This window comes from Marinobacter sp. F3R11 (assembly GCF_003318275.1).
Classification (GTDB): Bacteria; Pseudomonadota; Gammaproteobacteria; order Pseudomonadales; family Oleiphilaceae; genus Marinobacter.
In genome coordinates this window covers 247721-271742 of record NZ_QOCH01000013.1, presented here as the reverse complement: position 1 = coordinate 271742, position 24022 = coordinate 247721, and the positions used below count along the sequence as shown (strand labels likewise).

Sequence of the window (24022 nt, the reverse complement as noted above, 5' to 3'; positions counted from 1 at the left end):
CCGGATTTAACCAGCAGGAAGAACGGCATGTTTTATTTTGAGCTTCAGCCTCGATTCAGTGATACAGATGCCCTGGGTCATATTAGCAACACGACATTACCTGTATGGTTTGAACAGGCGAGAATGCCATTGTTCAGGATATTTCATCCGACGCTGGATGTGAAAAGCTGGCCGCTGATTATTGCCCGCGTGGAAGTTGATTTCGTCGCTCAGAGTTACTGGCACTTGCCAGTTGAAATTCGTACCGGCACCGGCAAGATAGGAAACAGTTCTTTTCAGGTAATTCAGGAAGCCTGGCAGGATGGCAAACAGATCGCACGTGGTCAGGCAGTGATGATTCACTTTGATTACAAGACGAATAAGTCAGTGCCTATACCAGAAGAAATCCGTATTCAACTTGCAGAACATCAGATCGAGTAATTGATGACGCCTGACAATGATCCTTCTCTGAAAAGCATGGCTGAGGAAGTTAACTCTGTCATCCGTGCGGAAAAAAAGCGGGGGCAGTTCAGCACCCTGATCTGGATTGTTGTCGGAGCTGTTTTCATTGCGGGACTGGTATGGTGGTTCTGGCCTGAAGATACCCGGATACAGTGGCAGACCTACAAGCTGGACCGGGCCGATATGGTGCTCACTGCCATGGCGACGGGGAATCTGCAGCCCAAAAGCGAAGTTTCAGTGGGCGCTGAGATATCTGGCCTTGTCAGTGAAGTACTGGTTTCCGAAAACGATGAAATTCACAAGGGCCAGGTTCTGGCTCGTTTTGATACCGAAGAACTTGAAGTGGCATTGTTGCAGGCGACGGCGGGCCTTGAGTTGGCTCGTGCATCCCTGGCCGAGGCTGCGGCTACTCTCGATGAGGCTTTGATAGACGAACGCAGAACCGAGTCTCTGGTTCAGCGGGAAATGTCGCCTCAGGCTACGCTGGATAAAGCTGTTGCTACGCGCAAGCGTGCTGAAGCCAGGTCAGCCTATGCGCGTGCAACTGTTCGCCAGGCTGAGGCTGCTGTATCTCAGGCCCGCACCCGGCTTGAAAAGGCTGTTATCACTTCGCCTATTGACGGCGTGGTGTTGCAGCGCAGTATCGAGCCCGGAGCAACGGTAGCTGCAAACTTTCAGACGCCTGTGCTTTTTCTGCTTGCAGAGGATCTGGGACAGATGGAACTCCACGTATCAATGGATGAAGCGGACGTGGGGTTGGTGAAAGCCGGCCAGTTCGCGACGTTTACCGTGGACGCCTGGTCGGGCAGAGAGTTTGAGGCTGAGGTGGTGAAGGTCTATCTGTACCCCACCGTTGAAAATAATGTGGTTACCTATACCACTGTCCTGGCTGTCGATAATTCCGAACATCTTCTGCAGCCGGGCATGACCGCAACAGCAACCATTACTACCGGCCAGCGTGAGCAGGTTTTAAGAGTGCCTAACCTTGCGTTTCGTTTTACACCCCCTGCGTCTGAATCACAGAACAGTGGTTTGTTCAGCCATCCTGCAGGGCGAACCAGTGAGGGGGCGTCGGGATCTTCAAATACCCTTTGGGTGCTCGAAGAGGATCAACCACGGCGGGTGCTCGTCCGTAGTGGCTATACCGATGGCCAGTACACTGAAGTTCTGAGCGACGAGCTCTCGGAAGGCGACGAGATACTGACTGGCATAGTGCGAGGCTCTGTTGACTAGTGACGCTCAGCGGGAAACTGATGACCCGACGCTGACGGATTCAGCGCCGGCTGTTATCCGGATGCGTAACATTTCCAGGATCTATGGCAGTGGATCCACTGAAGTCAGGGCACTGGATGGGATAGATCTTACAATCAGGGATGGTGAGTTTGTCGCTATCATGGGGCCCAGCGGGTCCGGTAAATCCACCTGCATGAATATGATCGGTTGCCTTGATGTTCCCTCGACCGGTGAATTCCTTTTCCGGGGAGTGAATGTGGGCAGCCTGGACCGTGATGAACTGGCTCTCCTGCGCCGTCATTTCATGGGATTTGTTTTTCAGAGTTTCAATCTTCTACCCCGGGTCAGCGCTCTCGCCAATGTGGAATTGCCATTGATATATGGGGGAGTCAGGCGCGCTGTGCGCAGGTCCCGGGCCAGCGAAGCATTGAGAACTGTCGGCCTGTCCGGTCGTGAAGCTGCTACGCCCAGCCAGCTTTCTGGTGGACAGCAGCAGCGGGTTGCCATAGCCCGGGCACTGGTGACAGAGCCCCCGGTGTTGCTGGCAGATGAGCCTACCGGAAATCTGGATACGGCCATGGCTGACGACATCATGACTCAGCTGGCCCAGATACGCGCTGAACGCGGTATTACTATCATTATGGTGACCCATGAGCCGGATATCGCCCGTTACGCTGAAAGAGTCCTGTACTTTACCGATGGGAAACTGGTGAAGGATGGTACCCCGGAAGAGGTCTTGTCATGAGATGGCTCGACATCCTTGTTATGGCTTTTCAGGCCATTGTCAGGAACAAGCTGCGTTCGTTTCTGACCACTCTGGGCATCATTATTGGTGTCGGAAGTGTGGTGGCCATGGTTCACCTTGGCCAGTCCGCCACCCGCAGTGTTACAGATGAAATAGCCAGTATCGGCTCTAACCTTCTATTTGTTATGCCCGGTACCGCGCAACGTGGACCCGGCGGCATACGGACAACGGCGGAACCTTTTGATCTTGAGGACGTACAGGCTGTGGCGCAGGAAGTGCCGGACATCCTTGTTGCCCCGGCAGTTACTGTCAGTCCGACTGTCGTCATCGGTAATGCTAACGAGACGATTTCGGTGACTGGAACAGACAACAACTATTTTGCTGTGCGTAATCACGGTATTGCATATGGGCGGATGTTTGATCAGGACGAACTGAATGCGGGATCTGCAGTATGCATCATCGGAACAACGCTGATTGATGAGATGTATCTTGGTCAGGAACCCCTTGGTACAACTCTTCGTGTCGGGCGTACGGCATGCAGGGTGATCGGCGTTCTTGAAGAGAAAGGGCAGTCAATGGGGCAGGATCGTGACAAAACCATTCTCATGCCTGTAAAAGCTGTGCAGCGCCGATTGCTGGGAAGCCTTGATGTGCACACTATTTACGTGTCGGCACTTATTGACGGCAGCACCAGTAGAGTGCAAAAAGAGATTGAATCATTGCTGCGTCAGCGCAGACATATTGATTCTCCGAAGGACGATGACTTCTATGTTCGTGATACTCAGGATATTGCAAACGCCCTGGCCAGTACCACAAACACCATGACCATTCTGCTCGGTGCCATTGCTGCGGTCAGTTTGCTGGTAGGCGGCATAGGGATCATGAACATCATGCTGGTGTCAGTCACAGAACGCACCCGGGAAATCGGAATCCGTCTTGCCATAGGCGCCAGAACCCGGGATGTGCTGACACAGTTTCTGGTTGAATCCATAGCATTGTCGACTCTGGGCGGCATAATCGGATTGATACTGGGTATTGGCGGAACCTGGTTAGTGACGTCCCGGCTTGATATGCCCTTTGTACTTGCTCCTGGAGTTATGCTGCTCGGGTTCTCTTTTTCTGTGGTGATAGGCGTTGTTTTCGGATACTTCCCCGCGCGCAAAGCCGCACGGCTCAATCCTATTGATGCTCTTCGCCATGAGTAATGACTAGCCCGGCTATAGATGAGGTGGTTTAGTGACTGACAAAATATTCTGGTCGTTTTTGCTGGCGGGTACATTGCTGTTTTCAGGGTGTGATTCGGCAAGCGATTCCAGCAGTAGTCATCAAGCGGAACCTGACGGTCCGGGTGCGCCGCCCCGCGCACCCAAAGAAACTGTCAGTGATATCTCTCTTGTCCTGAAGCCTGCTCAGCTGGATTGGGTGGGCCAGAAAATATTTCAGAATGAATGTGCAGGGCAGTTTCAGTGTCTTGTTCACTGGAATGATGGCGAGGCCTTCCCGTCGCTCGGAGTTGGTCACTTTATCTGGTACCCAGAAGGGGTTAATGAACGTTTCGTGGAAAGTTTTCCTGCGCTCATTGAGTACATGAAACAGCGCCAGCTCAACATTCCCCTATGGTTGAGAGAGCTTGAGCCATTTGATGCGCCCTGGCCAGACAAGCAATCTTTTGAGGCTGTCAATAATTCGGTCAGGATTGCGGAGTTGCGGGAGTTCCTGGCTGGCACGCAGGGTATTCAGGCGGAGTTTATTTTCCGGCGGGCAAAGTCCTCACTCGCTCAGATTGTCGAGTCTGTGCCTGAAAACCGGCAGGAACAGGTGCAAGCTGATCTGGAAGCTCTCAGCCGTACCCCTGGCGGAACCTATGCCTTGATGGATTATGTGAACTTCAAAGGCGAAGGTCTTTCAGATGCCGAACGCTATAACGGCGAGGGCTGGGGGCTTAGGCAGGTGCTGCTTGCCATGGAGCCCGACCCGGAATCCACAACGTTGGAGCGGTTTCGCAAAGCTGCAGCAAAGGTTCTCACCAGAAGGGCTGACAACGCGGATGATCCGATTGAAAAAAACCGTTGGCTGAAAGGCTGGCTGAAGCGTCTGGAAACCTATACAGAACCAGATGATGACGTCAGTTCAGCGGAATAATCTGCTAAAAGTTAGTTACATTTCCGAACTTTGATCTACCTTGATAACAAGGCTCCTTCCTCTTGTCTCAAAATGGCGCGGCGCTTTTGGCGACGTGTGCCATTTTGGGGCTGGATTGTTGGCTTAACTGCTCCAGAGTGGCGGTCGGAGCTGGGAAAGTGAAAATAATGAATAACAATCAATAACTTGCCCTGCGTGGCTCGTAATTTGCTGGGGTAGTTACCCGTCAGCTATTACGAAGTAACCCGCAAACGTTCGGAGAAACGACAATGAAAAGCATGACATCAGTAGCCCTTGGTATAGCTTTTTGTGCAAGTGCACTTACGACGACAAGCGTTTTCGCTGCAACTACTCTGGAAAGCGTAAAGGAAAAAGGCCACCTTCAGTGTGGTGTGACCAGTGGTCTTCCCGGGTTTTCGCAGCCGGATGAGAAAGGTGCCTGGACGGGAATTGACGTTGATACATGCCGTGCGGTAGCTGCGGCGATATTCGGCGATGCCAAGGCCGTGGAATTTACTCCTCTGACCGCCAAGGAGCGTTTCACAGCATTGCAGTCCGGTGAAATTGACATGCTGTCCAGAAATACTACCTGGACTCTTACCCGGGACGTGTCGCTGGGGCTTAACTTTGCTGGTGTGAACTATTACGACGGGCAAGGCTTCCTTGTGAACAAGGACATTGGTGTGGACGATGCGACGCAGCTTGATGGCGCCACTGTGTGTATCCAGGCGGGTACAACCACCGAACTGAATCTGTCTGACTATTTCCGGACCAAGGGAATGGAGTTCAAGCCTATCGTCTTCGATACGTCCGAACAGACCGTTCAGGGTTTTGCGGCAGGACGATGTGATGTGCTGACATCTGACCGCTCTCAGCTCGCTGCTTTGCGATCCAAACTCTCGGATCCGGGTAGTGCAAAAATTCTGCCGAACACCATTTCTAAAGAGCCTCTTGGTCCAGTTGTGCGCCAGGGGGATGATCAGTGGTTCAATATTGTCAAATGGGTGCTGAACGTCCAGATTAATGCCGAGGAGCTGGGTCTGACGATGGCTAACGTTGATGACATGCTGAAATCAGATAATCCGAGCGTGCAGCGCCTGCTGGGAACGGATGGTGATATGGGCGCCAAGCTGGGGCTTCCGGATGACTTTGGTTATGCCATTGTGAAGCAGGTTGGCAACTATGCCGAAATGTACAACCGCAATGTGGGCCCTGATACACCTCTTGGCCTTGAGCGCGGTATCAACGCTCTCTGGACAGACGGCGGCATTCTATACGCACCGCCAGTACGCTAATACCTGAAATGCTGCTCCGGAGGTGTCCGCGTGATACCTCCGGGGTTAACTGTGATGCTGTTTTTGCAGGGAAGCTTTTCGGGGCGAGGTATGAAAAAACAAACCATTGATTCCAGACCCACCGGGCCTAAGCCTTTGTACGACCCGCGGGTTCGAGCTCTTTTTTTCCAGGTTATATCGCTGGCCGCAGTATTCTGGGTCGGTTGGGTGCTGATCGACAATACACTCTCTAATATGCAGAGTCGGGGAATCAGTACCGGATTCGGGTTCCTTGGTGAGTCTGCCGGGTTCGGCATTATCATGCACCTGGTTCCGTACGACGCCACCATGTCATACGGTCGAACCTTCTGGGTAGGCCTGACCAATACACTGCTGGTGTCGGCCATGGGCATCGTTACGGCAACCATACTGGGTTTCGTGATTGGTGTCGCACGTTTGTCCAGCAACTGGCTCGTAGCCAAAGTTGCACTCGTCTACATAGAAATCATTCGAAATATACCTCTTCTGCTACAAATCTTTTTCTGGTACTTCGCAGTTCTGAGTAATCTCCCGTCGCCAAGACAAAGCGTCGAGGTTGGTGGTGCGCTGTTTCTGAATAACCGTGGTCTGTATTTGCCCGGGCCGGTGCTCCAGGATGGCTTTGGCCTGGTTTGGGGCGCGGTTGTCCTGGCCCTTGTGGCGGTTGTGGGCGTCAGGGTATGGGCAAAAAAACGTCAGCTGGCTACCGGAGATATTTTCCCGACGTTCAAGGTCAGCATCGCGCTTCTGATCCTCTTGCCTCTTGTTGCATATTTCATTGCGGGACGACCGCTGGAATGGGATTTGCCCGCGCTCAAAGGGTTTAATTTTGGCGGTGGTATTACTCTCATTCCGGAACTGGTGGCTTTGTGGATTGCGCTTTCACTCTACACTGCCAGCTTTATCGCGGAAATCGTGCGCTCGGGCATCCTGTCTGTGAGTCAGGGGCAGACCGAAGCGTCGAAAGCCCTGGGTCTGCCAAATGGTTTGACACTGAGGCTGGTGGTTATTCCCCAGGCTATGCGGGTGATCATTCCGCCTCTGACCAGCCAGTACCTGAACCTGGTGAAAAATTCCTCGCTTGCAACTGCCATAGGCTATCCGGACCTGGTTGCCGTGTTTATGGGTACCACCTTGAACCAGACAGGTCAGGCAGTGGAGGTTGTTGCTATTACGATGGCGGTCTACCTCACCATCAGTTTGCTGATTTCGCTGTTCATGAATCTGTATAACCGTGCCGTGGCGATCAAGGAGCGATGATGACTGAATCTATGATCAGGCCTCCCATAAAGAAACTGGCACCGGTCAAATGGATGCGGACGCATCTGTTTTCCAACTGGTTCAACTCTCTCCTTACGCTGGCTGTTGGCTATCTGCTGATCACCAGTGTCGGGCCCTTGCTGAACTGGCTGATATTCGACGCCACGTTCCAGGGCAGTGGGCCGGACGACTGTGTGGAGGCGGGTGCCTGCTGGCTGTTCGTTAAGCAGCGCCTGAATTTTTTCATCTACGGATTCTACCCCGACGAGTTTCAGTGGCGGGTAGATATCATGTTTGCCCTGTTGGCGGCTGCGTTTGTTCCCCAGTTTATCGAGCGGTTCCCGGGCCGGAAATGGCTCGGAATCTTCGGTATGACCGGCCTCCCCATTATTGGCTGCGTACTGATCCCGGGTGGAATTCTGGGGTTGGAAGAGGTAGGTAGCTCGAAATGGGGTGGCTTGATGCTCACGCTTATCCTGGCCTACATCGGCATCCTGGCGTCTTTGCCTATCGGAGTCCTGCTAGCCCTCGGGCGCCGGTCGGATATGCCTGTTATCCGGGGGCTTTGCGTAGTGTTTATCGAGGTCTGGCGGGCAGTACCGCTGATTACAGTACTGTTCATGGCGTCTGTGATGTTGCCCTTGTTTCTTCCGGACGGTGTGAGCTTCGAGAAACTGGCGCGGGCTCTGATTGGCATCACCTTGTGGCAGTCCGCCTATATGGCAGAAGTGATAAGAGGCGGACTTCAGGCTATTCCGCGGGGGCAGTATGAAGCGGCTAATGCTCTGGGTCTGGGATATTGGCGCAAGATGGGGCTGGTTATTCTGCCTCAGGCACTGAAGCTGGTTATTCCCGGGATAGTGAATACGTTTATATCACTGTTCAAGGACACCACGCTGGTGTTGATTATCGGCCTTTTTGACATTCTGGGAGCTGTTCAGTCAACAATCGCAGATCCGGCCTGGCAGAACGTTGCGATAGAGGGGTATGTCTTCGTGGCTTTCTGTTTCTGGGTGTTCTGTTTTGGTATTTCCCGTTACAGCCAGAACCTTGAACGAAAGCTTGATACTGGTCACAAAACCTGATGGTGAGACTATGACACAACACACTGAATCCAAAGATGTGCAGGCCGTTAATAAGCCGGGCATTATTCGTGTGGAAGGCATGCATAAATGGTATGGCAACTTCCACGTTCTCAAGGATCTGAACCTGACGATTGATCAGGGTGAGCGCATAGTAATCTGTGGCCCTTCAGGTTCAGGGAAATCTACGTTTATCCGCTGTATCAACCGTCTTGAAGAACATCAGCAGGGCAGGATTATTGTTGACGACGTTGAGCTCACAGATGATGTTCGCCATATAGACAGCGTACGTCGTGAAGTAGGGATGGTGTTTCAGCACTTTAATCTGTTCCCGCACCTCACTGTGCTTGAGAACTGCTGTCTATCGCCCATATGGGTTCGCAAGACCCCCCGGCGGGAGGCTGAAGCGTGTGCCATGGAGTACCTTGAGCGGGTAAAGATTCCAGATCAGGCCAACAAATATCCGGGTCAGCTATCCGGAGGCCAGCAACAACGGGTGGCCATTGCCAGGGCTCTTTGCATGAAACCCAAAATCATGTTGTTTGATGAGCCTACGTCAGCACTTGATCCGGAAATGATTAAGGAAGTTCTGGACGTTATGATTGAACTCGCGGGCAGCGGCATGACGATGATCTGCGTTACCCATGAAATGGGATTTGCCAAGACTGTCGCCGACAGAGTGATCTTCATGGACGGAGGTGAGATAGTGGAAGAAGCCCCGCCCAGCGAGTTTTTCAGCAATCCCAGAGAAGCGCGGACCCAGCAGTTTCTGCAACAGATTCTGCAGCACTAATGAGCCAAAACTCTTCCCGGGGGCTCGTTGCCGGGCTCTCCAGGAAGAAGGTGCACTCAGAGGGGCGCTTTTTTTAACTCGGGTTTTTGCCCTGGTTGCGCCTCCAGCCACCACAGGTTTTTATCCCAGTCACCCAGAACAATCCGTTGTGCGGTTTTACCGTTTACTTCCAGGCTGTGCTCTGCGGGCCTGTGGGTGTGACCATGGATAAGTTGTGACACATTATTGGTCTCCATGACCCGCACCACTTCCTCCGGCGTGACATCCATGATGTCCTCCGCTTTATTGCTATTCGTGGCCATGCTCATTTCCCGGAGCTGTCGCGCCATTTGCTGACGATCTTTGAGAGGGCGGGCCAGAATAAGCTTTTGTGTCTGCGGGTTGCGCATGTTGGCGCGAAATTTCTGATATTGAACATCAGCGGTGCAAAGGCTGTCACCGTGCATCAGCAGGGTAGGTGTGCCGTACAGGTCTATCACTGTAGGGTCGTCGAGCAATGCTGCGCCGGCCCGTTCGCAAAAATCTTCACCCAGCAGAAAGTCCCGGTTTCCATGCATCAGGAAGATCCGGGTGCCGTTTTTACTCAGAGTGCGTAGAGCTGCAGCGACCTGTTCTTGCAGAGGTGTGCGTTCATCATCACCGATCCATGCCTCGAAAAAGTCACCAAGGATGTACAGCTGTTCCGCACCGGGCGCTTCTTTTTCCAGAAAGCCGAGAAACGCCCCTGTAATATCGGGGCGTGACTCTTCCAGGTGAAGATCGGAGATAAACAGCGTGGTCACGCTGCGTCTCCGTCCTCTATAACGCTGGCTTTCAGAATTACCACGTCTTCGAAGGGTACATCCTGATGGCCTGCGTTCATGGTTGTGCGCACAGCGCGAATGGCGTTGACCGTATCCATGCCTTCAACAACCTTGCCGAACACACAGTAGCCCCAGCCTTCTGCATTTTTTGCAGTGTGATCCAGAAAACCATTGTTTTCTACGTTGATGAAGAACTGTGCCGTTGCCGAATGAGGGTCCATGGTACGTGCCATGGCAACCGTGCCCTGCATGTTGCTCAGGCCGTTATCTGCCTCGTTTTTGATGGGCTCGCGGGTTTTTCGTGCGGTCATGCCTGGTTCAAAACCGCCGCCCTGAACCATGAAATTGCTGATTACCCTGTGAAAAATCAGGCCATCGTAAAAGCCGTCGCGAACGTACTGTTCGAAGTTCTTTGCGGTTTCAGGGGCTTTTTCGTAATCCAGTTCGAGCTTGATATCACCGTGATTGGTTGTCAGCAGAATCATCAGGGGGTCCTGTTCGTTGAGGTGTAATCGGTTAAGCCGTTATTGTACGCAAGAGTTTCCCGTGATGCATGAGTCTGGACCCGATTTATGAGTATAATAGCCGGTTTACGACCCACTTCTTTTAACAGAGACTGTATGAGCGCCGAGTCGAAGAAAGCCCATAACTTTATTCAGAGCCTGATTGAAGACGCCATTAGCAAAGGTGAGCAGACAGGCAAGGTGGTGACACGTTTCCCGCCTGAGCCCAATGGTTACTTGCATGTCGGTCATGCCAAATCCATCTGCCTTAACTTCGGTATAGCGGAGACATTTTCCGGCGAGTGTAATCTCCGGTTTGACGATACCAATCCGGAGAAGGAGAGCCAGGAATACATCGATGCCATCAAAAAGGATGTCGAATGGCTGGGTTATACCTGGGCAGGCGATGTGCGTTATGCCTCCGATTACTTTGACGCCATATATTACTTTGCAGAAGAACTGATCGAGAAAGGCAAGGCATATGTGTGTGCCTTGTCGGCTGACCAGATGGCGGAATACCGTGGCAGTCTGAAAGAGCCAGGAAAAGACAGCCCCTACCGTGATCGTCCTGTTGCGGAAAATCTGAAGCTTTTCCGTGATATGCGTGACGGTAAGTTTGAGAGTGGGGAACTGGTGTTACGGGCCAAAATCGATATGGCATCCCCCAATATGAATCTGCGGGACCCTATTCTGTATCGTATTCGTTACGCCGAGCATCACCAGACTGGTAATAAATGGTGCATCTACCCGATGTACGACTTCACTCATCCCATATCGGATGCAATGGAAGGTGTTACCCACTCCCTGTGTACTCTGGAGTTTGAAGATCATCGCCCTCTGTACGACTGGGTTCTGGATAACATCACTGTTCCCTGTCACCCGCGGCAGATTGAGTTCGCCCGTCTTAACCTGAATTACACAATTACCAGCAAGCGCAAGCTCAAGCAGCTGGTAGATGAGCGTTTGGTCGATGGCTGGGATGATCCGCGTATGCCAACCATTTCAGGCATGCGTCGCCGAGGATATACACCTGAATCCGTGCGCGCCTTCTGTGACATGATCGGAGTGAACAAAGCCGGTGGTACCGTCGATATGGGTATGCTGGAGTTCGCCATCCGGGAGGATCTTAACACCCGTGCGCCCCGCGCCATGTGTGTCATGCATCCGCTGAAAGTGACACTTACCAACTATCCGGCCGATAAAACCGAAACCCTGGTATTGCCGGTCCATCCGCAGAATCCTGATATGGGCCAGCGTGAAGTGACCTGGAGTCAGACCCTGTATATCGATCGGGAAGATTTCATTGAAGAGGTGCCGCGTAAATGGAAGCGTCTGGCACCTGATCAGGCGGTTCGTCTGCGTGGTGGTTATGTTGTCACTTGCAAGGAAGTTGTCCGGGATGCCAGCGGCGAGATTGTAGAGCTACTCTGTGAATACGATCCGGCTACTCTGGGTGTCAACCCGGAGGGTTACAAGCCCAAGGGTGTTATTCACTGGGTTTCAGCGAACGACAGCGTGTGCTGTGATATCAATCTCTATGACCGTCTGTTCAACCACGAGTCACCGGATAGTGACAAGGACGGAGATTTGACCGATCACATCAATCCTCAGTCGCTTGTTGTTCTCAAGGATGCAAGGGTAGAGCGAAGCCTGGCAAAGCCTCAAACCGATCTGCCTTATCAGTTTGAGCGGGAAGGGTATTTTTTCTGTGATCAGGAGCTGACCGCCGCCGCCGGCAAGCCGGTATTCAATCGCACCGTTACCTTGAGGGATTCCTGGGGTAAGTAATCGTGAGGCCAGAGCTTTGATCAGAATTTACAATACGCTTACTCAGGAAAAAGAAGTCTTTACGCCTATTGAGCCGGGAAAGGTTCGCATGTACGTGTGCGGGATGACGGTTTATGACTACTGTCACCTGGGCCACGCCCGGGTGCTGGTGGCATTTGATGTGATCACCCGTTACCTGCGCAATCGTGGCTACGATGTAACTTACGTGCGAAATATCACTGACATCGACGACAAGATACTCCGGCGGGCTGAGGAAAACGGTGAGCCCTATACGGAGCTCACCGAGCGTATGATCGCTGCCATGCATGAAGATGAGGCCCGTCTTGGGGTTCTTCCTCCCAGTGCAGAGCCCCGGGCAACGGACCACATCTCCGACATTATCGCCATGATCAGCACGCTTATTGCGTCTGAGCACGCCTACGTTGCCGATAACGGAGACGTGTATTTTTCTGTTGAGTCGTTTAAAGGCTACGGAAAACTCAGCAAGAAAAAGCTGGAAGATCTTCTTGCGGGAGCGCGCATTGACGTACAGGAAGCCAAGCGCAGCCCTGCTGATTTTGCATTGTGGAAGGCGGCTGGTGAAGGCGAAGTAAGCTGGCCTTCTCCATGGGGTAATGGTCGCCCGGGTTGGCACATAGAGTGTTCCGCCATGTCGAAGCGTTGCCTGGGCGAAACCTTCGATATTCATGGTGGCGGGCCGGATCTGCGGTTCCCCCATCACGAAAATGAAATTGCCCAGTCTGAATGTGCGTCAGGCCACACGTATGTAAATGTCTGGATGCATGCTGGCGCGATTCGTGTGAACAAGGAAAAGATGTCCAAGTCCTTGGGTAACTTTTTCACCATACGGGAGATTCTGGAAACCTATCCGCCGGAGGTGGTGCGCTTCTTCCTGGTTTCCAGCCACTATCGCAGCCAGGTCGACTATTCTGAAGATAACCTTGTTGAAGCAGGGCGATCACTGGCCAGGCTTTATCATGCTTTACGCGGGATTGAACCAGCGAACCCCGATGATGTGCCGGAAACGGATCACGACAGACGTTTTGTGGAGTTGATGGATGATGACTTCAACTGCGCTGGCGCTATTTCGGTTCTGCACGCACTGGCCAATGATATCAATCAGCACCGCCGTGAAGGTCGGACTGAAGAGGCGCAGAAGGCTGCAGCTGTCATGATCAGGCTTGGTGATGTGCTCGGCCTGTTACAGCAGGATCCGGATGCATTTTTTCAGGCAGATGCCGGAGGCGAACTGACCGCAGAAGATATCGAAGCGAAAATTCAGGCCCGAGCGGATGCCCGTAAGGCCAGAGACTTTGCCGGCGCTGATCGTATTCGGGATGAGCTGTTGGAGCAGGGCATTATTCTGGATGATTCCCGCGAAGGAACAAGCTGGCGGCGCAGCTGACGCTATTACCATGGTCGTGTTGTATTCCGGAATATGACGTTATACGGAATTTCCCGTACAATGCGGCCACCAATTTTACCGGCCCCGACCGCTGAGCGGCTTTCGGGGCAGGGCTAACCCACTGAGGCTAAGAACGATGACAGAGCGCGTACAACTCGGCGGCATTCAGGTCGCAAAGAATTTGTATGACTTCGTGAATAACGAAGCAATTCCGGGCACCGGCGTGGATGCCGAAAAATTCTGGGCGGAATTCGACAAGATCGTCAACGATCTGGCACCGCGTAACCGCGAGCTTCTCGCCAAGCGCGATGCAATTCAGGAAAAAATGGACAGCTGGAACCGGGATCACAAAGGCCAGAAGCTGGACATGGCTGCTTACAAGTCCTTCCTGAAGGATATCGGTTATCTGGTGGATGAACCCGCAGATTTCCGGATTTCTACAGCTAATGTTGATCCTGAAGTTGCGACCATGGCTGGCCCTCAGCTCGTGGTTCCGATTATGAATGCTCGCTTTGCTCTGAATGCGGCGAATGCGCGCTGGGGTAGTCTTTACGATGCCCTGTATGGCACCGACGCTATTTCTGAAGAAGATGGAGCAGAAAAAGGTCGCGGCTACAACCCGGTGCGTGGCGCCAGGGTTATTGAGTTTGCCCGCAATTTGCTGGACAACTCTGCTCCCCTGGCCGCCGGTAGCCACAAAGATGCGGCCCTGTACCAGGTTGCCGGAGGCAAACTGGTTGTCAAAATGCAGAACGGTGATGTTACCGGTCTGAAAGATGAATCCGGTTTTGTTGGTTACACAGGTGCTGCAGATGCTCCTACCGGAATTCTTCTGGTCAAGAATGGCATGCATTTCGAAATCCAGATTGATGCCAGCCATCCGATTGGAAAAGATGACGGGGCGCATGTAAAAGACGTGCTGATGGAATCTGCGCTGACAACCATTATGGACTGTGAAGATTCCGTCGCTGCAGTAGATGCTGCCGACAAAACGCTGGCTTACAGTAACTGGCTTGGTCTGCTGAAAGGTGATCTGGAAGAAAGCTTTGAAAAAGGTGGCCAGCGCCTGACACGCAAAATGAACCCGGATCGTGTATACACTGCAGCTGATGGCAGCGAGCTGAAACTGAAAGGCCGTAGCCTGATGTTTATCCGTAATGTTGGGCATCTGATGACCAACCCTGCCGTACTTCTGAAAGATGGCTCTGAGGTTCCTGAAGGTTTGATGGACGGACTCCTGACTGGTCTGATTTCCATTCACGACCTCAAAGGCAACGGTCGTTTTCAGAACAGCACTACGGGCTCTGTCTACATCGTAAAACCGAAGATGCACGGCCCTGAAGAGGTAGCATTCACCAATGAATTCTTTGGTCGTGTTGAAGATGCTCTGGGTCTGCCGCGCTTCACTCTGAAGATTGGCATTATGGACGAAGAGCGCCGTACTACGGTTAACCTCAAAGCCTGTATTCATGAGGCCAGGGATCGTGCGGTGTTCATTAACACGGGCTTCCTCGATCGCACTGGTGATGAAATCCACACATCTATGGAGCTTGGACCATTCATTCGCAAGGGTGAGATGAAACAGGCGGCATGGATCGGTGCTTATGAGCAGTGGAACGTGGATATTGGTCTGGAAACCGGATTCCGTGGTGTTGCCCAGATTGGTAAAGGCATGTGGGCCATGCCGGATCTGATGGCAGACATGCTTGTGCAGAAAATTGGTCATCCCAAGGCTGGTGCCAGCACTGCATGGGTTCCATCGCCTACAGCGGCGACCTTGCACGCGACTCACTATCATCAGGTCTCTGTAGCCGACATCCAGAAGGAGCTTGAGAGCCGGACGCGTGCCAACCTGGATGACATCCTCACTGTACCTGTAATGGACGATCCATCCAGTTTGTCAGCGGCCGATATCCAGCAGGAGCTGGATAACAATGCCCAGGGTATTCTCGGCTACGTTGTGCGCTGGATTGATAGTGGTGTTGGCTGTTCCAAGGTGCCGGACATCAATGATGTCGGCCTGATGGAAGATCGCGCCACTCTGCGGATCTCCTCACAGCTTCTGACCAACTGGCTGTACCACGGTATCTGTACGAAAGAGCAGATTGAAGAAACCATGAAGCGCATGGCCAAGGTCGTCGACACGCAAAATGCAGGCGATCCTGGATACCGGAACATGGCCCCGGACTATGCAGACAGCATAGCCTTCCAGGCTGCCATGGATCTGGTTCTTAAAGGTCGTGAGCAGCCGAATGGCTACACAGAGCCGTTGTTGCATGCTTATCGCCTGAAAGCGAAAGAGAAGTTTGGTCAGTAATAGCTGCCGAAACAAAAAAACCCGCTTCGGCGGGTTTTTTTGTGGTGCTTACCTCATTCAGTGCTCAGGGCGCTGCGGGATCATTCCTTGTGCAGTTCATTTGCTGCATACAGGGTATTTTGCAGAAGTGTGGCAATGGTCATCGGGCCGACACCTCCCGGTACGGGCGTGATGTAGGCGGCACGGGCTGAGGCAGCTTCAAAGTCGACGTCCCCTTGCAGTTTTCCGTTTTCCATGCGGTTAATGCCCACATCAATTACTGTTGCTCCGGGCTTTACCCAGTCCCCCTTGATCAGGCCTGGCTTACCCACGGCTGCGATCAGTATGTCAGCATCACGTACATATTTCTCCAGGTCCGGAGTAAAACGATGACAAACCGTTATGGTTGCGCCTTTGAGCAGCAGTTCCATGGTCATCGGGCGACCTACGATATTGGATGCGCCCACAATGACGGCGTGCTGGCCTTTGTACGGGGTATTGACGCTATCGAGCAGAGTTATCACGCCTGCCGGCGTGCAGGGTCTCAGGGCAGGCTTGCGCTGCACCAGGCGACCGATGTTGTAGGGGTGAAAACCATCAACATCCTTGTCAGGACGAATTTTTAACAGAATGGGGTCGGCATCCAGGTGATCTGGCAGCGGAAGCTGTACCAATATGCCATCTACGGCAGGGTTTTCGTTCAGTTCATCAATCAGAGCTTCAAGAGCCTGCTGAGAAGTATCTGACGGGAGATCGTAAGATAGTGAGAGGATGCCTGCGGCATCGCAGGCTTTGCGCTTGCTGCCTACATATATTTCAGAGGCGGGGTCGTTTCCCACCAGTACTACAGCCAGGCCAGGGGCTCTCAGGCCCTTGCTGATACGGGCTTCTACGCCGGATGCAACTTGTTCTCTGACGGCCGCAGCAATTTCTTTTCCATTAATCAGTTTGGCGCTCATGATTCGTCTTGTCGGTTGGGCATTGGTTAAATAAGAGGAGAGGGATTGTCTCACGCTTGCAGCTTAACTCCAATTGGGGAAAGGGTGGGTGCCGGCATTGCTGCAGAAAAGAATGGTCATGAAACTGCTGATTCGGGAGAGAATTTCATTTTCTTTGTTGACGGAACCATTTGGCGACGGTAATATGCGCGCCAACTTTGCTGAAGCACATGTAGTTCAGTTTAAACGGGGTATAGCGCAGTCTGGTAGCGCGCCTGCTTTGGGAGCAGGATGTCGGGAGTTCGAATCTCTCTACCCCGACCATTTTCTGAATGTTCAGCTAGGCCGACGGTCAAGCGCCCGTAGCTCAGCTGGATAGAGCATCGGCCTTCTAAGCCGAGGGTCGCAGGTTCGAGTCCTGCCGGGCGCGCCATTAAAGCCGCCGGCTTGATCAAAACCTGGATTTCCGTCAGCAAAGTTGAAGGTCGGTAGTTGTTTTTGATGTGCCGAAAGCATATCCCGATATGGTGGACGTAGCTCAGTTGGTAGAGCTCAGGATTGTGACTCCTGCGGTCGAGGGTTCGATCCCCTTCGTCCACCCCACTTTCTTGAAGGTGTTTTCCGCAGTTTTCAGATTTATGATCTTCGCGGTCAACGCTCTGCTTTTAAAAGTTTTCAGCTCCGGTGGTGGAATTGGTAGACACGATAGGTTTAGGTCCTGTTGCCGCAAGGCGTGGGGGTTCAAGTCCCTCCCGGAGTACCATTTCAAAAGCGCCTGGATTTATTCCAGGCGCTTTTTTTTATTTTGGGCATTTGTGGGGCTGACCCCTTTGTTTATCTGTTTTTGCCCCCAATTCCGTTCTTGAATCGTCGCTGTGATCACAAACCCTGAAACTACCCGGGCCAGGTGATTCTCTCGTCAGGGTAAACCGTGATAAACTACCGGCTTTTAATTTTGGGTCCTTTCCGTGGAAGTCATTCAGGAATGGACTTTGGTTTTAATTTAATTCACATACCGAACCCGAAATTTGAGGATCTTCCATGCAAGTGTCTGTAGAAACGACGTCCAACATCGAGCGTCGCATGACGATTGGTGTGCCCGCCCAGGAAATTGAACAGGCAGTTCAGAAACGCCTGCAGGAAACTGCGCGTACCGTGCGCCTGAACGGTTTCCGCCCTGGGAAGGTGCCCATGAGCGTGGTCAAGCGTCGTTTCGGTGACAGCGTGCGCCAGGAAATTGTCGGCGAAATCATGCGCGACAACTACATCAAGGCGCTGCAGGAGCAGGATATCAATCCTGCTGGCTGGCCCAAGCTTGAGCCGAAAACCATGGAAGCCGGCAAGGATCTCGAATTTGTTGCCATTTTCGAAGTTCTTCCAGAAATTGAACTGGGTGACCTGAGCAAGGTCTCTATCGAGAAGCTGGCAGCTGAAATCACTGACAAGGATATCGACACCATGATCGATAACCTGCGTCGTCAGCAGGCCACCATGAAGAGCGTCAAGCGTAAGTCCAAAAACAAGGACGTACTGACCATTGACTTCAAGGGCTTTATCGACGGAGAAGAATTTGAAGGCGGGGCTGCTGAAGGTCACAAGCTTACTCTGGGCTCCAATCAGATGATCCCGGGCTTCGAAAAAGCTATCGTCGGCGGTAAAGCAGGCGAAGAGCTTGAGATCGAAGTGACTTTCCCTGAGGACTATCACAACGAAGAACTCAAGGGTAAACCGGCAAAATTTGAAATCAAGATTCATGAAGTTGAAGAGCCTCAGTTGCCGGAACTGGACGCAGAATTTTTCACCAAATTCGGTATTGAAGCTGAAGACGAAGCTGCATTCCGTGAAGAAGTGAAGAAAAACATGGAGCGCGAGCTCAAGCAGGCTCTGTCTAACAAGGTTAAAAATGACGTTGTTGATGGTCTGCTGGAAACGACTGAAGTCGACATTCCTGCTGCTCTCTCTGATCAGGAAATCGACCGTCTGCGCCAGGAGGCTGTTCAGCGCTTTGGTGGTCAGGTGGACTTCAAACAGTTGCCGAAAGAAATTTTCCAGGAGCAGGCTGAGCGTCGTGTAAAAACCGGCCTCTTGTTCCAGGAAGTGGTGAAAGCCAATGATCTGAAAGTAGATCCTGCCAAGGTTGACGAAAAAATCCAGGAGATTGCTTCAACCTATGAGCAGCCTGAAGAGGTTGTTGCACACTTCAACAGCAACCCGGAGCAGAAAAGTCAGATCGAGTCTTCTGTGCTGGAAGATCAGGTTGTTGATTTTGTGCTTTCTCAAGCTACGGTTACAGAAAAGAAAGTTAAGTACGAAGAGGCCATTCAGGCAGGGCAACCCCAGCGCTGATACAGGCTGTGTGATGGTGCCGGGGTGAATTCACCTCAGGCACCGCTGGCCGAATTGAGGTAACAGCCGGCACGTCCGGCTGTTTTCATCTTGATTTCCGGCTGGCAAAGTACAAGATGCAAGAATACTGAAGATGCCGTGGGTTAACGCCACGCCCCATTTTTCCATAAGGAGTTCAGGCGCATCATGATGCAGAAACCAATTGATGGTCCGGCAATGGTTACCAGTTCCGGTCTCGTGCCGATGGTTATCGAGCAGACTGCCCGCGGGGAGCGTTCGTTTGATATTTATTCCCGACTGCTTAAGGAGCGGGTGATCTTCATGGTTGGGCAGGTGGAAGATCACATGGCCAACCTGATTGTGGCGCAGCTTCTGTTCCTTGAGTCCGAAAACCCGGACAAAGATATTCACCTATACATCAATAGCCCTGGCGGCTCAGTGACAGCAGGTATGTCTATATACGACACCATGCAGTTCATCAAGCCGGATGTTTCAACACTGTGTGTAGGGCAGGCCGCTAGTATGGGTGCCTTCCTGCTGGCTGGCGGTGCCGCCGGGAAGCGGGCATGTCTGCCCAATTCGCGGGTCATGATTCATCAGCCTCTGGGTGGTTATCAGGGGCAGGCAACGGATATCGAAATCCATACTCGCGAAATTCTCAAGATTCGTCATACCCTGAATTCAATTCTGGCCCATCATACTGGTCAGGACCTTGAAACTATCTCCCGGGATACGGATCGTGACAATTTCATGGATCCGACACAGGCAAAAGAGTATGGGCTGATTGACACGATACTTGATAAGCGAGTGTCGAATAAATAATACTGGTAGTAATTGCATCACCCCTGGCCGGCGCATTTATATCTGAAGTGCCGGCAAAACGAGATCAGAGGTATTTCAATGGCAGATGAAAAAAACGGCAGAGGCGACGATAACGGCAAGTTGCTCTACTGCTCGTTTTGTGGAAAGAGCCAGCATGAAGTCCGTAAGCTCATTGCAGGGCCTTCGGTGTTCATCTGCGACGAGTGTGTCGACCTGTGCAACGATATTATCCGTGAAGAAATTCAGGAAAATGCACAGGAGGAGCCGAGTGATCGCCTTCCTACACCGGCTGAAATCCGCAATACGCTGGATGAGTATGTTATCGGCCAGGACCGCGCCAAGGTGGTTCTCTCGGTCGCAGTCTATAACCATTACAAGCGCCTCCGTTACGGTGAAGGCAAAGCTGATGTTGAGCTTGGCAAGAGCAATATTCTGCTGATCGGCCCCACAGGTAGTGGTAAGACACTGTTGGCCGAAACTCTGGCCCGAATGCTTAATGTTCCCTTTACCATCGCGGATGCCACCACGCTTACAGAAGCAGGCTACGTGGGTGAAGATGTAGAGAACATCATCCAGAAGTTGCTGCAGAAGTGTGACTACGATGTAGAAAAAGCCCAGCGGGGCATTGTCTATATCGATGAGATCGACAAGATCTCGCGCAAGTCCGACAACCCTTCAATTACCCGTGATGTTTCGGGTGAGGGCGTTCAGCAGGCTCTGCTGAAGCTGATTGAAGGCACGGTTGCTTCAGTACCTCCCCAGGGAGGCCGTAAACACCCGCAGCAGGAATTCTTGCAGGTTGATACGGGCAATATGCTGTTTATCTGTGGCGGAGCCTTTGCCGGGCTGGACAAGGTAATCCGGGACCGTACTGAAAAGAGCAGTATTGGCTTCTCGGCTGCGGTTGCCACCCGTGATGATTCCAAGAATACGGGAGACGTTATCAAGAACGTTGAAACAGAGGACCTCGTCAAATATGGCCTGATCCCCGAGTTTGTTGGCCGCTTGCCAGTGGTTGCAACGCTCAACGAGCTTGATGAAGATGCTCTGGTCCAGATTTTAACAGAGCCGAAAAACTCTCTGACCAAGCAGTACCAGAAGCTGTTCGACATGGAAGGCGTGGAGCTTGATTTCCGTGACGAGGCGTTGCGTGCTGTTGCCGGCAAGGCTCTGGAACGTAAGACTGGGGCTCGTGGCCTTCGCTCCATCATGGAGGCGACCTTGCTTGATACCATGTACCAGATTCCGTCAGAGCATGATATTTCAAAAGTTGTGATTGACGAGAGTGTTATCCGGGGGGATTCAGAGCCTTTCAAGATATACGCGAACTCAGATCACGCCAAAGCTGTGCCTGATGACTGACCAGGTTGTCACTGCTGAGCGATAAACAAAAAAGGGGCGGGAACGCCCCTTTTTTGTTGGTTTGTACCAGTAAGACTCAGTGTTGTGTTGTTTGGTAAAGATATTGCAATTACGGCAGTTGCCCCAATTAAGAGTGGTATGCTGAAAGAAACACCGTCAGAGGATTCCTTATGACCCGGATACCCGAAGATATCGTGCAAGAATACCCGATGCTCCCACTCCGTGACGTGGTGGTATTCCCGCACATGGTGGTCCCCCTGTTTGTGGGCCGCGAAAAATCCATCCAGGCTCTGGAAGCCGCGATGGATGGAAGCAAGGAAATCCTTTTGGTAGCCCAGCGGGATGCCTCTACGGATGAGCCTGGCCCGGATGATGTGTTTGAAATGGGCACGTTGGCGACAGTGCTGCAGATGCTGCGGCTTCCCGACGGTACCGTAAAGGTGCTGGTAGAGGGTAATGCCCGGGCTGTATTGAGTAATATTACCGAAACGGAATACCTTACCGGCGCCGCGACGCTGATGGATGAGGAAGGCCTGCCCGCGCACGAAGAAGAAGTGCTCGTGAAAACCTTGATAGACGAGTTTGAGAAATACGTGAAACTCTCCAAGAAGGTGCCTGCGGAGGTCTCCAATGCTTTGTCTGGAATCGACGAACTGGAGCGTCTGACAGACACTATGGCTGCCCACCTTGAAATGCGTATTCCGGAAAAGCAGGAGCTGCTCGAAGCGCTGGATATTAATCGCCGTGTGGAGCTGCTGCTGGGCAAGCTTGACGGGGAAATCGACCTGATTGAAGTTGAGAAGAGAATCCGGGGTCGCGTCAAGAAGCAGATGGAACGCAGCCAGCGAGAGTACTACCTGAACGAGCAGATGAAGGCTATCCAGAAAGAAATGGGTAACCTCGGCGAAGGTAGTAATGATTTCGAAGAGCTGGAGCAGAAGATCGAAGAAGCCGGCCTGCCTGAAGAGGCTCGCAAAAAGACGGAATCAGAGCTGAACAAGCTGAAGATGATGTCGCCCATGTCGGCCGAAGCCACGGTGGTTCGTGGTTACATTGACTGGATGCTGGCTGTGCCCTGGAAAAAGCGCAGTCGTGTACGCCATGACATTGAAAAAGCACGGGAGATTCTTGATCAGGACCATTATGGCCTTGATGAGGTCAAACAGCGCATTCTCGAATACCTTGCTGTACAAAGCCGTGTAAAAAAGGTGAAAGGCCCCGTGCTGTGCCTTGTAGGGCCTCCAGGTGTTGGCAAAACATCCCTTGGTCAGTCTATTGCCCGTGCCACAAATCGTAAGTATACGAGAATGGCGCTGGGCGGGGTGCGCGATGAGGCCGAAATTCGCGGCCATCGTAAGACCTATATTGGCGCGCTGCCAGGCAAACTGCTGCAGAAATTGGCGAAAGTAGGTGTCAAGAACCCACTGTTTCTGTTCGATGAAATCGACAAGATGGGGATGGACCACCGAGGAGACCCTGCGTCAGCTTTGCTGGAAGTTCTGGACCCTGAACAGAACCACACATTCAATGATCATTATCTGGAAGTTGATTACGATCTTTCGGATGTTATGTTCGTGTGTACGTCGAATTCCATGAATATCCCGCCAGCGTTGCTGGACCGAATGGAAATTATCCGGATTCCGGGTTACACCGAAGATGAGAAAGTGAATATTGCCTTGCGCTACCTGCTACCCAAGCAGATCAAGGCGAACGGGTTGCGTAAGGATGAGCTGACGCTTCCGGAAGCAACCCTGCGTGATCTGATACGTTACTACACTCGGGAGGCCGGTGTTCGTGGCCTGGAGCGTGAAATCGCCAAGATATGCAGGAAAGTCGTTCGGGAGCATGTGGAAGCCAGCGATAAGGCGACTGTGACCATTGAGCCGGAAATGCTGGAGCATTATTCAGGTGTACGCAAGGTCAGCTTTGGGTTGGCAGAAGAGACCAATCAGGTCGGTCAGGTAACCGGTCTTGCCTGGACTCAGGTAGGTGGCGAGTTACTTACAATTGAGTGTGCTCTGACGCCGGGCAAGGGCAGGGTTGTTAAAACCGGCTCCCTCGGTGACGTGATGCAGGAATCCATTCAGACGGCTCTTACGGTTGTCAGAAGCCGTGCACCGGGTCTGGGTATAGCCGACGATTTTCACGAAAAGCATGACTTGCACGTGCATGTACCTGAGGGAGCAACGCCTAAAGATGGTCCAAGTGCGGGTATCGGGATGTGCACAGCACTGGTTTCTGCATTAACCAAAATACCGGTGCGTGCAGACGTTGCGATGACCGGAGAAATCACACTTCGGGGTCGGGTTCTTGCTATTGGCGGGTTGAAGGAAAAGCTCCTGGCGGCTCATCGTGGTGGTATCAAGACGATTATTATCCCTGATGAAAATGTCAGGGATCTCAAAGAGATACCGGAAAATATCAAGGCGTCACTGGAGATACGTCCGGTCAAATGGATTGACGAAGTTCTGGATATTGCTTTGGCTTATGCCCCCGGGCCTCACACGTCTGACAAGCCTGCTGAAGCAGGTTCAGGGAAGCCCCATGACGATGAAAAAGATAGTGCAGAGCGCATAAATACACATTAAACCCGAGATGAGTTGTTGACATGCCTGAGAGCCCGTTGGTATAACTGTTTCGCCGTGAAGCAGCCAATACCAAGGGCTCCCGCGCAGCATGTGCCTATTCCGAACACCGGTTTAATGCCGAAAGGAATAAGAAAACCGAAGAATGGAATTCTCTGACCGCTT

Annotated in this window: 19 protein-coding genes and 4 tRNA genes; 20 read left to right on the top strand and 3 right to left on the bottom strand. The window is 52.3% G+C overall.

All coding sequences use genetic code 11. The annotated features are described in order from the left end of the window. The first annotated feature begins 27 nt into the window (after positions 1-27). From DS878_RS06260 to DS878_RS06220, 9 genes are all read left to right on the top strand, one after another. A complete protein-coding gene (locus DS878_RS06260) occupies positions 28-420 on the top strand; it encodes an acyl-CoA thioesterase (RefSeq protein WP_113815109.1) in 393 nt (130 codons plus the stop codon). Positions 421-423: 3 nt separating this feature from the next. Next, a complete protein-coding gene (locus DS878_RS06255) occupies positions 424-1674 on the top strand; it encodes an efflux RND transporter periplasmic adaptor subunit (protein ID WP_113815108.1) in 1251 nt (416 codons plus the stop codon). After that, on the top strand, positions 1667-2419 hold the full coding sequence (locus DS878_RS06250) for an ABC transporter ATP-binding protein (protein ID WP_261977636.1): 753 nt from the start codon (positions 1667-1669) through the stop codon (positions 2417-2419). Before DS878_RS06255 ends, DS878_RS06250 begins: the two co-directional genes overlap by 8 nt. Then, entirely contained in the window at positions 2416-3624 is a 1209-nt protein-coding gene (locus tag DS878_RS06245) for an ABC transporter permease (protein ID WP_113815107.1), read from the top strand. The genes DS878_RS06250 and DS878_RS06245 overlap by 4 nt, the downstream gene beginning before the upstream one ends. A 31-nt stretch (positions 3625-3655) precedes the next feature. Beyond that, entirely contained in the window at positions 3656-4561 is a 906-nt protein-coding gene (locus DS878_RS06240) for a hypothetical protein (protein ID WP_113815106.1), read from the top strand. Between the two features lie 269 nt (positions 4562-4830). Next, entirely contained in the window at positions 4831-5856 is a 1026-nt protein-coding gene (locus DS878_RS06235) for an amino acid ABC transporter substrate-binding protein (RefSeq protein ID WP_113815105.1), read from the top strand. A gap of 90 nt (positions 5857-5946) precedes the next feature. After that, positions 5947-7134 (top strand): amino acid ABC transporter permease, encoded by a 1188-nt coding sequence (locus DS878_RS06230; RefSeq protein ID WP_113815442.1) that lies wholly within the window; start codon positions 5947-5949, stop codon positions 7132-7134. Continuing rightward, positions 7131-8219: an amino acid ABC transporter permease gene (locus DS878_RS06225; protein ID WP_410003458.1), complete on the top strand. Its 1089-nt coding sequence runs from the start codon at positions 7131-7133 to the stop codon at positions 8217-8219. Before DS878_RS06230 ends, DS878_RS06225 begins: the two co-directional genes overlap by 4 nt. A gap of 10 nt (positions 8220-8229) precedes the next feature. Continuing rightward, the gene (locus tag DS878_RS06220; RefSeq protein WP_187298748.1) at positions 8230-9009 is read left to right on the top strand and encodes an amino acid ABC transporter ATP-binding protein; all 780 of its coding nucleotides are present in this window, start codon (positions 8230-8232) and stop codon (positions 9007-9009) included. Positions 9010-9065: 56 nt separating this feature from the next. Here the strand turns inward: DS878_RS06220 and DS878_RS06215 are convergent, their stop codons facing one another. After that, on the bottom strand, positions 9066-9791 hold the full coding sequence (locus tag DS878_RS06215; RefSeq protein WP_113815103.1) for a UDP-2,3-diacylglucosamine diphosphatase: 726 nt from the start codon (positions 9789-9791) through the stop codon (positions 9066-9068). Further along, positions 9788-10297, bottom strand: coding sequence for a peptidylprolyl isomerase (locus DS878_RS06210; RefSeq protein ID WP_113815102.1), 510 nt, complete (start codon positions 10295-10297; stop codon positions 9788-9790). The genes DS878_RS06215 and DS878_RS06210 overlap by 4 nt, the downstream gene beginning before the upstream one ends. Positions 10298-10432: 135 nt before the next feature. On the opposite strand from DS878_RS06210, the gene DS878_RS06205 reads away from it, so the two are divergent. The 3 genes from DS878_RS06205 to DS878_RS06195 all read left to right on the top strand — a co-directional run bounded on the left by DS878_RS06205 (position 10433) and on the right by DS878_RS06195 (position 15825). Continuing rightward, positions 10433-12103 carry a glutamine--tRNA ligase/YqeY domain fusion protein gene (locus DS878_RS06205; protein WP_113815101.1) on the top strand — a complete coding sequence of 557 codons (1671 nt, stop codon included), beginning with the start codon at positions 10433-10435 and terminating at the stop codon, positions 12101-12103. A 16-nt stretch (positions 12104-12119) separates the two neighbouring features. Then, positions 12120-13508 carry a cysteine--tRNA ligase gene (cysS, locus tag DS878_RS06200; protein WP_113815100.1) on the top strand — a complete coding sequence of 463 codons (1389 nt, stop codon included), beginning with the start codon at positions 12120-12122 and terminating at the stop codon, positions 13506-13508. A gap of 136 nt (positions 13509-13644) precedes the next feature. Beyond that, a complete protein-coding gene (locus tag DS878_RS06195) occupies positions 13645-15825 on the top strand; it encodes a malate synthase G (RefSeq protein WP_113815099.1) in 2181 nt (726 codons plus the stop codon). A gap of 80 nt (positions 15826-15905) precedes the next feature. Here the strand turns inward: DS878_RS06195 and folD are convergent, their stop codons facing one another. Then, on the bottom strand, positions 15906-16763 hold the full coding sequence (gene folD / locus DS878_RS06190; RefSeq protein WP_113815098.1) for a bifunctional methylenetetrahydrofolate dehydrogenase/methenyltetrahydrofolate cyclohydrolase FolD: 858 nt from the start codon (positions 16761-16763) through the stop codon (positions 15906-15908). A gap of 226 nt (positions 16764-16989) precedes the next feature. Here folD and DS878_RS06185 point away from each other — a divergent pair. The 8 genes from DS878_RS06185 (at position 16990) to lon (ending at position 23860) form a co-directional block, all read left to right on the top strand. Next, positions 16990-17066, top strand: a tRNA-Pro gene (locus DS878_RS06185). 32 nt (positions 17067-17098) lie between these two features. Continuing rightward, a tRNA-Arg gene (locus DS878_RS06180) sits at positions 17099-17175 on the top strand. 94 nt (positions 17176-17269) lie between these two features. Continuing rightward, positions 17270-17345, top strand: a tRNA-His gene (locus DS878_RS06175). Positions 17346-17420: 75 nt separating this feature from the next. Further along, positions 17421-17505 (top strand) — tRNA-Leu (locus tag DS878_RS06170). Between the two features lie 278 nt (positions 17506-17783). Beyond that, positions 17784-19088 carry a trigger factor gene (gene tig, locus DS878_RS06165; protein WP_113815097.1) on the top strand — a complete coding sequence of 435 codons (1305 nt, stop codon included), beginning with the start codon at positions 17784-17786 and terminating at the stop codon, positions 19086-19088. 186 nt (positions 19089-19274) lie between these two features. Beyond that, positions 19275-19910 (top strand): ATP-dependent Clp endopeptidase proteolytic subunit ClpP, encoded by a 636-nt coding sequence (gene clpP / locus DS878_RS06160; protein ID WP_113815096.1) that lies wholly within the window; start codon positions 19275-19277, stop codon positions 19908-19910. A 78-nt stretch (positions 19911-19988) separates the two neighbouring features. Beyond that, positions 19989-21272: an ATP-dependent Clp protease ATP-binding subunit ClpX gene (gene clpX, locus DS878_RS06155; protein WP_113815095.1), complete on the top strand. Its 1284-nt coding sequence runs from the start codon at positions 19989-19991 to the stop codon at positions 21270-21272. Between the two features lie 170 nt (positions 21273-21442). Next, the gene (lon, locus tag DS878_RS06150) at positions 21443-23860 is read left to right on the top strand and encodes an endopeptidase La (RefSeq protein ID WP_113815094.1); all 2418 of its coding nucleotides are present in this window, start codon (positions 21443-21445) and stop codon (positions 23858-23860) included. Positions 23861-24022: the final 162 nt, after the last annotated feature.

What these genes read in the sequence shown, in the direction of transcription:
- DS878_RS06195 (WP_113815099.1), top strand. Translation starts at nt 13,645, where the DNA reads ATGACAGAGCGCGTACAACTCGGCGGCATTCAGGTCGCAAAGAATTTG.
- DS878_RS06230 (WP_113815442.1), top strand. Translation starts at nt 5,947, where the DNA reads ATGAAAAAACAAACCATTGATTCCAGACCCACCGGGCCTAAGCCTTTG.
- DS878_RS06235 (WP_113815105.1), top strand. Translation starts at nt 4,831, where the DNA reads ATGAAAAGCATGACATCAGTAGCCCTTGGTATAGCTTTTTGTGCAAGT.
- DS878_RS06225 (WP_410003458.1), top strand. Translation starts at nt 7,131, where the DNA reads ATGATGACTGAATCTATGATCAGGCCTCCCATAAAGAAACTGGCACCG.
- DS878_RS06205 (WP_113815101.1), top strand. Translation starts at nt 10,433, where the DNA reads ATGAGCGCCGAGTCGAAGAAAGCCCATAACTTTATTCAGAGCCTGATT.
- DS878_RS06210 (WP_113815102.1), bottom strand. Translation starts at nt 10,297, where the DNA reads ATGATTCTGCTGACAACCAATCACGGTGATATCAAGCTCGAACTGGAT.
- folD (WP_113815098.1), bottom strand. Translation starts at nt 16,763, where the DNA reads ATGAGCGCCAAACTGATTAATGGAAAAGAAATTGCTGCGGCCGTCAGA.
- lon (WP_113815094.1), top strand. Translation starts at nt 21,443, where the DNA reads ATGACCCGGATACCCGAAGATATCGTGCAAGAATACCCGATGCTCCCA.
- DS878_RS06260 (WP_113815109.1), top strand. Translation starts at nt 28, where the DNA reads ATGTTTTATTTTGAGCTTCAGCCTCGATTCAGTGATACAGATGCCCTG.
- clpP (WP_113815096.1), top strand. Translation starts at nt 19,275, where the DNA reads ATGATGCAGAAACCAATTGATGGTCCGGCAATGGTTACCAGTTCCGGT.
- tig (WP_113815097.1), top strand. Translation starts at nt 17,784, where the DNA reads ATGCAAGTGTCTGTAGAAACGACGTCCAACATCGAGCGTCGCATGACG.
- clpX (WP_113815095.1), top strand. Translation starts at nt 19,989, where the DNA reads ATGGCAGATGAAAAAAACGGCAGAGGCGACGATAACGGCAAGTTGCTC.
- DS878_RS06220 (WP_187298748.1), top strand. Translation starts at nt 8,230, where the DNA reads ATGACACAACACACTGAATCCAAAGATGTGCAGGCCGTTAATAAGCCG.
- DS878_RS06255 (WP_113815108.1), top strand. Translation starts at nt 424, where the DNA reads ATGACGCCTGACAATGATCCTTCTCTGAAAAGCATGGCTGAGGAAGTT.
- DS878_RS06245 (WP_113815107.1), top strand. Translation starts at nt 2,416, where the DNA reads ATGAGATGGCTCGACATCCTTGTTATGGCTTTTCAGGCCATTGTCAGG.